This window comes from Actinomadura rudentiformis (assembly GCF_008923185.1).
In the GTDB taxonomy this organism is placed as follows: Bacteria; Actinomycetota; Actinomycetes; order Streptosporangiales; family Streptosporangiaceae; genus Spirillospora; species Spirillospora rudentiformis.
Map to the genome: position 1 here is coordinate 417,033 of NZ_WBMT01000007.1, position 12,535 is coordinate 429,567.

The 12,535-nt window shown below is 67.3% G+C and carries 12 protein-coding genes and 3 pseudogenes; 8 read left to right on the top strand and 7 right to left on the bottom strand.

All coding sequences use genetic code 11. The features are described from left to right. Positions 1-850: 850 nt before the first annotated feature. The 4 genes and pseudogenes from F8566_RS17570 (at position 851) to F8566_RS49885 (ending at position 2,449) form a co-directional block, all read left to right on the top strand. Positions 851-1,411, top strand: a complete 561-nt coding sequence (locus F8566_RS17570; protein ID WP_151561309.1) for a hypothetical protein — start codon at positions 851-853, stop codon at positions 1,409-1,411. A gap of 309 nt (positions 1,412-1,720) precedes the next feature. After that, a pseudogene (locus F8566_RS52960) lies at positions 1,721-1,804 on the top strand (IS5/IS1182 family transposase); the annotation flags it as partial. A gap of 228 nt (positions 1,805-2,032) precedes the next feature. Next, the gene (locus F8566_RS49880) at positions 2,033-2,188 is read left to right on the top strand and encodes a hypothetical protein (RefSeq protein ID WP_192809713.1); all 156 of its coding nucleotides are present in this window, start codon (positions 2,033-2,035) and stop codon (positions 2,186-2,188) included. 51 nt (positions 2,189-2,239) lie between these two features. Beyond that, positions 2,240-2,449 (top strand): hypothetical protein, encoded by a 210-nt coding sequence (locus F8566_RS49885; protein ID WP_192809714.1) that lies wholly within the window; start codon positions 2,240-2,242, stop codon positions 2,447-2,449. Between the two features lie 625 nt (positions 2,450-3,074). Here F8566_RS49885 and F8566_RS17585 read toward each other — a convergent pair. The 4 genes from F8566_RS17585 to F8566_RS17600 all read right to left on the bottom strand — a co-directional run bounded on the left by F8566_RS17585 (position 3,075) and on the right by F8566_RS17600 (position 7,926). Next, positions 3,075-3,467, bottom strand: a complete 393-nt coding sequence (locus F8566_RS17585) for a hypothetical protein (protein ID WP_151561310.1) — start codon at positions 3,465-3,467, stop codon at positions 3,075-3,077. Between the two features lie 884 nt (positions 3,468-4,351). Further along, complete coding sequence (locus F8566_RS17590; RefSeq protein WP_151561311.1) at positions 4,352-5,686, bottom strand: sulfotransferase family protein; 1,335 nt, start codon at positions 5,684-5,686, stop codon at positions 4,352-4,354. Beyond that, positions 5,683-6,690: a hypothetical protein gene (locus tag F8566_RS17595; RefSeq protein WP_225993267.1), complete on the bottom strand. Its 1,008-nt coding sequence runs from the start codon at positions 6,688-6,690 to the stop codon at positions 5,683-5,685. The genes F8566_RS17590 and F8566_RS17595 overlap by 4 nt, the downstream gene beginning before the upstream one ends. A 507-nt stretch (positions 6,691-7,197) precedes the next feature. Continuing rightward, on the bottom strand, positions 7,198-7,926 hold the full coding sequence (locus tag F8566_RS17600) for a helix-turn-helix domain-containing protein (RefSeq protein WP_225993277.1): 729 nt from the start codon (positions 7,924-7,926) through the stop codon (positions 7,198-7,200). Positions 7,927-8,538: 612 nt separating this feature from the next. Here F8566_RS17600 and F8566_RS17605 point away from each other — a divergent pair. The 3 genes and pseudogenes from F8566_RS17605 to F8566_RS51255 all read left to right on the top strand — a co-directional run. Next, complete coding sequence (locus F8566_RS17605; RefSeq protein WP_151561314.1) at positions 8,539-9,951, top strand: endonuclease/exonuclease/phosphatase family protein; 1,413 nt, start codon at positions 8,539-8,541, stop codon at positions 9,949-9,951. Next, positions 9,851-10,084: pseudogene (locus F8566_RS52965) on the top strand (tyrosine-type recombinase/integrase); the annotation flags it as partial. The gene F8566_RS17605 and the pseudogene F8566_RS52965, both read left to right, overlap by 101 nt. Before the next feature lie 275 nt (positions 10,085-10,359). Next, a pseudogene (locus F8566_RS51255) lies at positions 10,360-10,497 on the top strand (site-specific recombinase); the annotation flags it as partial. A gap of 288 nt (positions 10,498-10,785) precedes the next feature. On the opposite strand, the gene F8566_RS17615 reads toward F8566_RS51255, so the two are convergent. Next, entirely contained in the window at positions 10,786-11,112 is a 327-nt protein-coding gene (locus F8566_RS17615; protein ID WP_192809716.1) for an SIR2 family protein, read from the bottom strand. A gap of 2 nt (positions 11,113-11,114) precedes the next feature. After that, on the bottom strand, positions 11,115-11,339 hold the full coding sequence (locus F8566_RS17620) for a hypothetical protein (RefSeq protein ID WP_151561316.1): 225 nt from the start codon (positions 11,337-11,339) through the stop codon (positions 11,115-11,117). A 179-nt stretch (positions 11,340-11,518) separates the two neighbouring features. On the opposite strand from F8566_RS17620, the gene F8566_RS17625 reads away from it, so the two are divergent. Beyond that, positions 11,519-11,767, top strand: coding sequence for a CGNR zinc finger domain-containing protein (locus tag F8566_RS17625; RefSeq protein WP_225993278.1), 249 nt, complete (start codon positions 11,519-11,521; stop codon positions 11,765-11,767). Positions 11,768-12,118: 351 nt separating this feature from the next. On the opposite strand, the gene F8566_RS17630 is transcribed toward F8566_RS17625, so the two are convergent. Beyond that, on the bottom strand, positions 12,119-12,319 hold the full coding sequence (locus F8566_RS17630) for a hypothetical protein (protein WP_151561318.1): 201 nt from the start codon (positions 12,317-12,319) through the stop codon (positions 12,119-12,121). Positions 12,320-12,535 lie beyond the last annotated feature (216 nt).

Sequence of the window (12,535 nt, forward strand, 5' to 3'; positions counted from 1 at the left end):
GTGCACAGCGACCGCCTTATGTACGTGATTGCCCCATCTGGCCGTTTAGTCACGCTCGACCGCCTCGCGTACAAGATCAGGGATCTCCGGGATGTGGATTCGATCAAGCGCGGCTTGCCTGGCGCACGTCTTTACCCCCCACATCACGGAGGTTGACGTGAGCCGTCATCGATGGCGTCGCACCGCCGCAGTCCTGGGCGTCTCCACCGCACTGCTGGCCCCTGTGACCACCGCAATCGCACCGGCGGCCGGCGCCGCGCGACCGCGGCCGCCGATTCTGAGGTCGTGGTCACCACCGCACCGGAAACCCCTGCCGCGGACGCCGGCCAGCCGAGCTCTACCGGGTGGGCCACCCGCCGGGACAGTCGTGCGCCGGCAGCGGCAGCCACGAGGACGTGACGTCGGTGAGCCGCCCCAACACGTGCGTGAGCGCCGCGCCGAGCAGCGTATGACAACGGTGGTCACCTGCACCCCTACCAGCGCAGCTCCAACCTCTCCGCGTCGCCGGCACCGCGGTCAGCACCCCACCAATGCGCCATCCCAAAACGAGATCACCGGTTCTTCACCACGCACTGAGCGGATCGCCTGCCGGCGACCGGCACGGTTCCCCGTAGCGGTCGGCTCAGCCAGATGATGGCGGGAGGCACCTTGTTCGTCTGGATTCGCGGCGTCCTTCGGTTAGTGCGGTGACGAGCTGCGGTCCGCCGGTCTCGGCGGCGCCATGGCCTCGCTGGCGGCTGACAGTCGATAAATGGCAGTTTTCCAGGTTGTTACGCCGGCGTGGCGCCGTCATGATCAAAACAAGGTATGCATCCGCGCATCACAGCCACCACGACAGCATGGAGGTCACATGAGCAGGATCAAGACCGCTTTCGCGATCGGGGCCACGGCCGCATCGTTCCTCGCGCTCGCACCGTCCGCCCATGCCGAGTCGCCCCCGCCGTCCCCGACCCCAGACAGTCGGGGGTCGACCCTCGCCGTCGACGACGCGGATTTACAGCGGAAGATCGACAGTCACATCGCCAAGTACGGGGGACGACAGCTGGGCAAGAACCAGATCCTCTGGGAGTACAAGGACGGCAGGAAGGCGCGGATGACGTTCCCCCTTCCCAAGAAGGCCGGTGATGTATCAGCCGCCCGAGTGCCCTGCGAACGCGGTTGGTACTGCGTTTGGGAACACGCCCTCTGGGACCGCGACGGCGGTGCGAGGACCGAGTTCTACAACTACGGTACCTTCGCCTTGGAGCCGATCGGATGGGCTTACCGGGTGAGCGCCCGCGAGAACAACCAATACGGCAACGCTCAAGGAACTCTCAACTGGTACAAGACTGAGTGGTCACGTGCCTACTCGATTCTGGGCTACGTCGGCGAGCACAACGACCAGGCGTTGAGCGTCACCCTCAAGCCATAGACCGCTTGGCCACACGGTCTACGACAACTCACCGGACAAGGACACCCCGCTCCAAGGGCACGGGTTGTCACCAGTTCGCATCTGACGCGAGATCCTCGCGCCAGATGCGAACCCGAAGGTCCTGGGAATGACGATTCTTCCGCCAGGTGAATTCAAGGGTGCTGAGCTGACCGGACAGAAACTACATTCGGAGTGGCCTGGCGGGCCGGGCCTGGCGAACGAGCCTGAGATGGCCTGTCGAGCGCCGGAATGCCCCTTGGCCTAGACACCATCTCATTTGGCGGTTGGGCGGTAGCCTGCCGGTCGTGGATGGTTGAACGCTTGGTGCCCGAGGAGTTGTGGGAGCTGTTTCAGCGGGTGGTACCGCCTGCTCCGACGCGGCACGGTGATCGAGCTGCCCGAGACCTTCACCGATGCCGACCTGGACGCCCTCAAGCGGGCGGCCCCGGCCGATGCGCGGCTGGCCGCCGCCATCGAGCATGCCGACGATGCCACATCACCGATACCTGGCCGGAGCACCGGAACTGCTGGCCCGGTTCGCCGCGGCACCGCCGGCGGCCAAGGCGGTCATCTTGGCGGCGATGGACGCCCTCCGGCTGGGGGCACTGCAACGCCCTGCCGGTGACGCTGCTGGAGGCCGCCACCCCGGCCTACCTGACCGACACCCAATGGGGGGCGGCCGCGGCCTGGGCGCCGGTGGTGTCGCTGGCGGCGATCGTGCCGAGGAAGCCGAACCCGTCGATGAGCTTGCCCGTTCGCGTGCTCGTTTTCGCGTGAGCAGCTTCAGGTACGCCAGAGCCTTGGTGCCCTGCCAGAGACACACTTCACGTGCTTCGACTGTGCGTCTCCGGGCCGCGGCCCGGAGCCCCTGGCCGGTCCGGAGAGTTCGAGCTCGTGGCCGTCTGCTACCCGGGCCGCCCGTACGCGGCCATGAGCATGCTCCCGGACCGCTCGATCGCACCTGAGAACTCCGCCCAGAAACTGCTCGGTGTCACCCCACGCACCACCGGGCAGCGGCTGACCGACATCAGCCTCTGACCACGACCACCATCGGCTTCGGCTGAGTTAGGCAGGCACGACTTGGCAGGCCGCCGTACTCAAATCCTCGCATGGACCACGACAAGACCGCCGACTGGCGCAAACCCCTCGCGGACCTGGAGGCCGCCGCCACCTTCCGCCGCACCGTGAACCTCATCGGCTGACCAGAGGGGCCCGTAGGCCATCGGCATCTGAACGGCCAGTCACGATGAGAGGCGCCTGCCGGGCTCCTTAACGTGACTGGCCCAGTTCGGTTGCTGCTCAGGCCCCGTGGCTGTCCATGCGGGTGGCCGGGCCAGGGTTCACTATGCGGGGGCCGGGTGGTTCGGTGCCTGGTCTGCGAGGAGGGCAAGGCGCCGTCGGCGGCGAGCCAACAGCCGGTGTCGTCGAAGGCCAGGCGGGAGACCTGCCCGGGTAGCCGGACATGGTCAGTTCGCCGCCGTCGCGGGTTCGCCAGATGTGGATGGAGGCGTCCTGGTTGCCACTGCAGATCCACCGGCCGGTGGGGGCGATGGCGAGCGCGAGGTGGGAGCCGATGTAGCGATAGATGGCGACGGGATCGTGGCCGGGGGTTCAGATGGCGGGCAGCGGGACGGGCCAGGATGCCGGTGCTCAAACCATTCGTTCACCCGGGCCGCTCAGCGCCCTGGGTGATGCGGACGCCCGCTTCGACGGCCTCCTCCCAGGTCGGGTACTCGCCGTCGAAGTCGGTCGGGCCGTCCAAGCTGCCGTCGACGTAGATGTCGCCGTGCCACTCGGTGTCTGCGATCTGATCCTCGAACTCCGCGGGGCGCTGTATCCATTCCAGCGGCCAGACCGGCATCATGACGCGCACCAGCCAACGATCCCCGATCTTGAGACGGAAAGACCACTCCTCCGCGCCATCGGCGTCCGGCTCGTGTTCCACGTCGGAGACGACGACACCACGCCGCTCCAGCTCGGCCACATAGGCGAGCACGTTGGCCGCCACGTCGGTGTCCACCTCGGCCGACGCCATGAAGTCTTCAGCTCTCAGCATGATCGTTCGACTCTGCCCCGGCGGCGCCGGTTCCGGATCGGGGCAAGGAGTCTGCGCATGGGGACCCGGGACGGCACCTGCCCGCAGTGCGGCGAACCCCTGCCGGAGCAGACCGCGCGCGGCGGGCGGCCTCGCGCTTATTGCAGCGATCGCTGCAAGTGGAAGTTCCGCCGCGGCCGCAAGCAGCGGTGGCGGCCCATCGACCAACTCCACCAGCGCCAGACAAACACCCGACGCCAGCGCTGAGGGTGCCCGGTGCAAGGGAGGCTAGTGCCATCAGCGCGGGGAGCCCCGCGTACGACCGGCGACCGGCCGAGGGGTCGGGGCGTCACCGCGACTACAAGCTGGCGAACGCGCCCGTCTATCCCGTGGCCCCAACCGAGGGGGTGCGGGGTGGACTTCCAGCCAGCTGCGTGGGCAGAACGGGCCCACCTCGTCTTCGTAGCCGGGGTCGGTCCGGCGCATCTGGAGGTAGGGGTAGTTGATGTGGGAGTCGGGCGCGTCCTGGTCGGACAGCACGTAGCCGGTGATGGTGTAGTGCGTCCCGATCAAAGCGACGTGCTGTCCGATCAGGTAGCTCCAGTCGACGCCGAGTCGGTAGGTGGGCAGCGGCATGCAGTAGGGCGGGTTGTGGCGTTTGCGGTCAGCGCAGCGCGCACTTGGGAAAGCGGGTGTAGTCCGCGGACTCGCGCCGGTCGCGTTCGCACAGATCACAATCGTCGCGGTGACGGTGTTCCAGGTGCTCGCCCAGTGCCCGCTCGATCTCGGCGTCGACGGCGTTCTCGTAGGCGATCTCGGCGCAGTAGCAGGCGTCGCAGCTGGTGCAGATACTGCAAGCGCCGCACAGAACGCGCAGGTGGTGGCCACACGCGAAGACCCCCGGCTCAGAGCCAGTCTGTTGGAGATCCGTAGCCGAGCCTGTTGGCGATGTGCAGGATGTCGGGGTCCAGTACGTGGTGGATCATGGTGGCGCGTTTGTGCCAGCGTCGGGGGGACGGTGGGGCGGTGCTGACGACGGGTGGGAGGCCTGCCTGGACGGCGAGTGCGAAGCGTCCGGTGAGCGGGATGCCCAGCCATTGGCTCAGTCTGGTCAGCGAGCGGATGCGGCTTTGTGAGCTGGAGATCAGGTCTTCGTAGCGCAGCTGGATATGGTCGATTGCTCCGCCGTCGAGAGCGGTGAGGGCTGCCTGGTGTGCCGACCGCCATTGGAACGCGCAGACCGACATCAGTGAGGCGTCGGTGTAGTGCTGCCAGCCTGGCGGTAGGTCGAACTTCCACCACCAGCGGTCTGCGGGACGTGCGTCGGTGTAGTCGCCGATGCATAGCGGCTCGGTCATGCGGTGGATGTAGAACCCGGGGTGGCGCCAGCCATCGAACAGGCCGTTGATGGAGGCTGCTGGGTTGCGCGTGAGGTAGATGATGCGCATGCGTGCGTTGGGGAACATGGCCGGCAGGAAGCCGAGCCGGTAGTTGTTGCTGGGCGTGTGCAGGACCAGCGGCTTTGTGGTGCAGTCGTGTTCGGTTGCGATGTGCCAGGGGCGAACCGTCATGAACGGCGGCTCTTCGATGATGGTCTGGCCTGGAGCGCCTGTCGGCGGTGGCTGGGTGGAGGAGGCCCACATCCGGTAGTGCCGGGGATCGATGGCATAGCCGGCCCGTGACAGATCGCTCAGCAGCTCGCCGTGGAAGCAGTCGACGTCGCGCAGTTCGCCGGGGCTCCAGCCATGCATGTGGCGCACCCGTTCCAGCGCGCGCCTGCCTGCCTCCACCACGAAGCCGGGGTCGAGATCGAGCGCGGGCCATTGCACGGTCAGCCGCCATGCGGCGTCCAGCAGGTACTGACCGTCGTCGACCTGGTCAGCCGGATGGCCGGCGTCCAGCACCAGTTCCTCATCGAGCACCCTGCGGCGGGCCGGGGACAGGGCATGCCAGTGCGCGGGGTCGAGCCGATCGCTGTCGTTGGCGACCGGGTAGGCCAAGCCCGCCAGTTTCAGGAACGGATTGAACTCCCCGCGCAAGTGCAGCAGATCCACCGACTCGCGCAACAGCGCGGTGAGCATGCTGGAGCCGCTGCGGGAACTGGACACGAGCACGACCAGCTCGTTGATCTGGGCGGTGAAGTCGGCCACCTGCGGGGCACGAAGCCGGCGCAGCGTGGCCAGGCGGTGTTCCAGCGACGAGCCGCCGGGGGGCTGTGTTCCGCCGTGTGTGGTGGTCACCGGTAGGACTCCCGGCTGCCTCGGCGTCGTATGTCCACCGTCGCGCAGTGGAAGGACCCGCCGATCGCGTTGACGTGCTGGAACGGGATGGGCACGACCTCCAGGCCGTGGGCGTGAAGCCGACGTGCCAGGTCGGTGTCGCACGCGTCGACGATGACGCATTCGGGGCTCACGCTCAGCACGTTCATCGCTATCCATCCGCTGGTCATGTACCGCGGCACCGGTCCGGGCGGCCGAGGCTCGTCCATGACCAGCTTGTCCCATCGGGCGAACGGCGACTCCTCCAGCGTCCCTGCCGAGATCCGCTCCGGGTTGACCAGGGCCAAGCCCGGACGCAGCGGCAGCACCGTGGCGTCGATGTGCATCGCGTGGGGATCATCGACGTCCAGCACAGTGACGGTGTAGTCCGAGCCGAGATAGCTGCGCAGCCACCGCACACCGGCTCGGTTGGTGACGTGACTGAGCTGTCCGACGATGTCGCGGCCCACCCGGACGAAGTCGGCCGCGTCGAACGCCGGTGCCGCCTCGTTGATGGCCCACGGTCCGGTACCCGGCTCCAGCTCCCACGGCTCGGCACGCGGCGCCGACACCCACACCGCGCCGCCGTCGGCGTACTCGGCCAAGATCGACCGGTACGCGGCCGTCTCCCCCTGACGCGACCGCCACGCCATCGGCGCCTCGATGATGCTCGCACCGACCACCAGCAGGCAGTCGCGGGGCATGGCACTGGTGAAGCCACCTCGCCTCGACCAATCCAGCGCCTCCGGCCGCCGCGTCCTCACCCCCATGTCCCTCAGCACCTGGGCCAATTGGTCCAGCTCTGCCTGAGCCGCGTCGACCACCTCGCCCGGAAACGGCGTCCCTCCCTTGCTCAGGAACATCTCCTGCCACTGGGCCGGCATCGTGGAGCAGATCATCTGCTCTGACTCGCGCGGAATGGCACTGCCGATCGCCGTCCCGACGATCACCTCCTCCAGCGGATCCCACTCGTTGTAAGAAGACACCGGCACCCCGGTCGCTACACCGCCGGCGGCGCCCTCGACGCGAGCATCGCCGAATTCCGCTGCTGAGGCGGCATCGGTCTGCCTCTGATCCCCAGACCCGTCCAGCGGCCTGGTCTTCACCGGCGGGCCTCCGACGCGAAGCTGCCACGCGGTTGGACGACAACGTCCGGGGGATCTGAAACACCAGCGGTGGACACGGCTGCGACACCGTCCACGGTCGACACCATGGCCATCATCTGGACCAGCACACGCATCAGGCATCTCCCCGGGCAGCGCTCCATCTCAACACCCAAAGTAACTGGCCGCTCCTGTGAGTGACATGGCGTGAACGCCATAGCCGCACCCCGCCCCATCCAGCAAAGACCAGCAGTCCGCCGACCGGCCGCAACGGCCCGGGCGCGCTGCGCTCACGAGCGTGCTTGACGGGTTGAGTACGGGACCACCTATGGAACAACCGGCGCACGACGGCGGTCATCAGTCGGCCACTACCGGTTCTTCAACAGCCCCTCAGGTGGCCAGCGCGAGGGTGCGTGTGTCTCGCGGTGTGTGGACCGCCGCTGCCAGCGCGTCGGCGGCGCGGCTATGGGCGCGGAATGCGGTCGGGGTCAGGTCTGTGAAGTGTTTGAACTCGCGAGTCAGGTGCGCTTGATCGCTGAATCCGCATGCCGCCGCGGTCCGGATGGGTGTCCAGCCGTCGGTGAGCAGCCGCGCTGCGTGGCGGAACCGGAACACCCGCGCGGTCGCCTTGGGCGCGAGACCGACCTGTTCCTGGAACCGGTACTCCAGCCGGCGTCTGCTCCAGCCGACGGCCTCGGCCAGTCGGCCGATGGTAAGCGTGCTGCGGCTCCGGCGAAGCGCCTCATAGGCCCATTCCACCCGCGGCGACCACGCCCGGCCGTGACCGATCCACTCCGCCAATACCGCATCCAGCAGGTCGAACCGCTGCTCCCAACCAGGCAGCGCGGCCAGCGCGCCGGCGAGCTGGTGCGCACGAACGCCCAGCACGTCCGACGGGTCGACAACGGCACCGGCGAGATCGTGCATGTCGACGCCGAAAACTGTGAACGCCGCCCAGGGGGCCAGGACCACTTCGACGCCATGACCGGTGCCGCTGTCCTCGCAGATCCATGCGGTAGGGGTCACCCCAGTGATCAGCGACGACATGAACGCCGTTCCCCCGGTGGGGTCGGTCGGCCTGTGCAACGACAGATGGCGCCCGGCATCGAACTCCAGCACCAAGGTCACGACAGTTGCGGGAAACCCCAGCCACCGCCGTGGGCGCCCCACTCGTTTGCGGAAGCCCCGATAGGAGTGCACTGCATGCCGCAGCCGCGGATCGGGCCTGGCCACAGCGAACCCCCAGGTCCGTGCCGGACAGGCAAAGTAACGTGCGCGCACCGCTGACCCTCCTCCCCGGGGCCTGGTCGCCCGCCAGGAGCTCCCTCGATCGCGATCGATCATCGACCAAGACACAACAGCAGCTCCGCGTCATCGGACTCACACTCCACGGCCGGATGCGGACTCAACCTCGTGAACAGGGTCAATCACGGTGGAGGCCGGGAGTGCTTACCCCGACCAAGGTTCAGGCGTGGGCTCATGCGTGTCGGTGAGGCGGGCTTGGAGCATCAGATGGTCCTGGTCGATGGCTGGTGGTGGCCATCTGCGCATTTGTTCAAGACGGGCGACCGTTCTTTGTGAGACGAGTACGAACGGCCCGCCCCCTGCCGGTCGGGGCCTGGGGCGCGCCGATGGCCACGCCCAGAGCCAGGGCCACTCATGTGCAAGGAGGGAATCCCGTTGCGACGATCCCCAATGAGGCGACGCCTCATCGCACTTACAGCAGCAGCGATGACGGCGGCAGGGACCGCACTCGTCGGCGTTGGTGAGGCGTCGGCGGCCGGGCCGGCCCCGGCGTCCGGCCAGCGGGCCGGCCGCCCGGCAGCCCCGGTTTCAGCGCAGCCGACCCAGAGCATGATCAACGCGATCCGGATCCATCACTACAACTTGTGTGCCGGGAACACAGATAAATGCGGCGCCTACCCTGACGCGCTGGTGAGGGCGCGCAACCTCGTCGTGAAGCATGTGGTCGCAGATAAGCCGTTGTTCCTCTCTCTCAACGAGGTGTGCAAGAACGATGTCGGAGAGGTGGTGCAGCGCATTCGCGACGAGGGTTACAACGTCGACTCTGTAATGTCAGTCACCACGCAGCACAATCAGTGCGAGGATCGCGGCGGAGACTACGGCAACGCGATCATCTACCGCAGCGGCACCCGTGAAGACGGCTCCAAACACGATGAGCCGTATCCCGCCGGCATGCAGCAGGGCGAGCGACGAACGATGCTGTGTGTCAGGCTGCGCACCGACGTGGGCGCGATCGCCGCCTGCACGACCCATCTGGCCGCCGGAGAGGGAGTCGACCCCGATACTCCGAAGAGGCAGGCGGACGAGTACAAGCGGCAGGCCACCGTCTACGCCGCCGGCCGCAAGAGGGTGCTCGCCGGTGACTTCAACAAAGATCAATACGATTACCGGACTCCCCATGATGAAGCAGGGGAGCTGTATCCCACCTTCGAGCCTGGCCTGCAAAACCTGGTGAGCGGCTATGTTCGTCTGCATCCAGAAGAAGTGGATGCTGGTGTCGAGCGCCGCGACAAAACCTTCCCCGCGACCGCCGTGATCGATGGAGAGCTGAGAAAGATCACCCCGACGCGCCAGATCGATCACATCTGGGTCGACGATCGGGGCATGGTCATCAAGCGCAAGCCGATCTGCGACCACAACGGGGAGCCGGCCAGCGACCATTGCTACACGATGGGCGAATGGGTGCTCGGGCTGCCCGGTACCTCCCGGCACTTCACGGTCAAGCCGTGCACCGTCGGCAGCTTTGGACCGGTCTCCCGCCAGACCGAACTCATCCCGCCCACCAGCGGGAACTGGCCCACCACCGGGTACGTCGGCTTCTATAGCTGCCTCAACAACGCGGTCAACCGCGAAGGCGGGCTGATGAACATCGCCAAAGACAGCGATGGTCGGCCAATGATCGGCTGGAGAAGCGCGATGATCGCCGAAGTCAACGAAGATCCGTTGCGGTCGAAGCACTACACCACCGGGCACACCGCCTTCGATACTCCCTACGGTCCGGCGATCTGGGCCACCCAGTATCAGTTCATCAGCGCCGGCACCCAGGCACGGTGGGTGCTGTGGAACCTGGCCACCAACCGCGCCTACAAGCAGTCCGACTGGCACCCCGTCTGCTGCTGACCCCACCGAGACCCAGCACGCCCAGGAGCGGACGCTCTACATGCTGTTGTACGAGTCGGCGGCCCGCGCGTCCGAAGTGCTCGCGCTGGACATCCAGGACCTGGACCTGCACAACCGGCGAGCCAAGGTTCGCCGCAAGGGCGGTGCGGTCGACACGATCGTGTGGCAGACCCCGCACCGCCCGGCTGCTACCCCGACTGATCAACGGCCGCAAGAAAGGGCCGCTGTTCCTGACCGAACGCCGAGCCCGTGTGGAGCTGCCCGCCGCCGACCTGTGCCCGTACACCGGCAAGGCACGACTGTCCTACCGCCACGCCGAAGAGATCTTCGAGCAGCCCACCCCGCGCCGGCCAACCCCGCCATCACCGATCCCGATGAACTCCACCAGGCGAGGGCTGGACGCAGCACCAGTTGCGGCACTCCGCGCTCACCCACGCCACCGAAGACGGCGCCAACACCTCCACCCTGCTCGCCTTCTCCGGCCACACCTCCGTCGCCTCGCTCGCCCGCTACACCCGTGTCTCCGCCGAAGCCCTCGGCCGCTGACAATCCGGTCCCGACACACAGCGCAGACGATTACCGATTAGCCACCCGGGCATGGCGACACCCAGACCGCACGGCGTGCGGGCGGGCGTTCGGCAGCCCGAACACCAACACCTCGGGCCAACCGGACACGACAAATACCGAGTCAGAAAGTACGACGCTCAGCGAGTCACGTCACAGCATGGGAAAGGGATGAGCTGGAGTAGCCGGCCCCCCGACCACATCGCCCGGCACACCATGACGGGCCACGCACAGTGATCGGAAGCGGGCAGGCGCGGCTGCCACTGCCCATCAGAGCAAGTCCCGCCCCCGACACTTCCCACCCCATCCGGCCGATCCCCCGATCGACCGCAACGACCAGCCTGCGATGATCAGCCCGTAGTCCTCCAGGATGCGGTGCAGCAGCTTCAATGTGCCAGGGTCGTAGACCGAGAGTTCAGCGGTGGTGTTGAGCATCGAGGCGGGGTTGAGGTAGTCGCCGTGCAGGTGTACCACGCAGCACTCCAGCATGTGCAGCGGCGCCATGCCCGCCACATCGGCGGGTGAGGCGATCACGGTCGGTTCGATGCCCTCGGTTCGAAGTGCCTGCTCGACCAGGCGGTCGAAGTTCAACGTCACGATTACTTTGACCGTGCCCATCCGGACGAGCCGCGCGATCGCCCGATGCGCGGCGGTCGGCTCTTGCGACCGGCCTCCAGGTCCTCGGCCGAGGGCTCGAAGTAGGCCTTCAGCAGCCGTTGGCGCTCCAGCTGTGTGGGGGCGAGCTTTTCCAGCAGCGTCTCGTACCGCGGCGGCTCACGGTAGCGGTTCTCGTACCAACTGGACGGGATCGTCGGCGCTCTCACCCTGCACATCGGCCAGGCGGGTGATCAGGTCGGTCAGGACCCCCCAGGCGGTCGGGATCCCGCTCGGAGCAGACACCCCCGCCCCCAGGAGGAGGGCATACGCGCCGGAGTTGGAATGCAGAGAGAAAGCCGTGCTGAGCAGCACTTATTCATCGCGCAGTGATCGCGTCATGACGGTCATGGTACAGCCGAAAGGCACATCACCGGCGGCGGTCACAACGCCGCCGCCCTCCCCGCGGTCATCGCCGAGGAGTCCATCACCCTGTTCGGCCAACGACGACCGGCTACAACTACGCGCCTGCCTGGCCCCCGGATGCGTCCTGTACTTCCTCAAGAACCACCCCCGCCGCGAATGGTGCACAGCCGCCTGCGGCAACCGCGCCCGAGGCGCACGGCACTACCGGCGCCACCGCCGCCCACCCACCTGACCTCACCCACCGAACAGGCCGCCACACCTTCGCCTGAGCGACCTCGAGTCTGCGACTTGCAGCGCTAAGAGACAACCTCGCAGTTTCCCGTGTCCACTGGCCGGTCGAGCTGCACCCTTCTCCCTGTGACCTGGTTCTTCTCTCCGCTCCCCGGTGCGGGAGCACGGGATGAGGGGACTTCAGGAAGCGTGAAGCTTCCTCTCCATCGCCGCCGGTAATCTCCAACCGGTCGGCGACCAGGTGCCGGGCGGTGCCCTCGACCACTCCGGTGGCGATCCGCCAGCCCCCGGGCCAGAGCCTGGTCGTAGTGCAGGAACGCGCGGTGGCGGGACAGATATCCGGCGGCGGCGTTCACCCCGGCGCGCCGGCGGCCGGGAGGGCGGCGGCTCGGGTGGTCATGTCGCCGGTGACCTGGTTGAGGTTGCCGGCCAGCAGACCGAGTATCCAGGCGGCCGCCTGCTGTTCGGCGTCCGGATCGTGCAGGCAGCGGGCGGCGCGCCAGTAGTACTCGATCACATGGATCAGATCGCAGACGATGTGGATCGTCGCCACCGCCTCGCACGCCTGCACCCACCGTAGAAGCCAGGCCCTGCGATCAAACAGCCTAGCCACAAACCTCCAGCTCAGCCGGTCTCTAAAGGGAGCCACACCCATCGGACATAACGCGAGAACGCCGGACCCCTGGGCGCGAGGATGGTCCCCTGGACACGGCTGGGCACTACCGCCAGTGTGAGTCGGCACCGCCCATGCGGCATCTGTGCGGGCCGG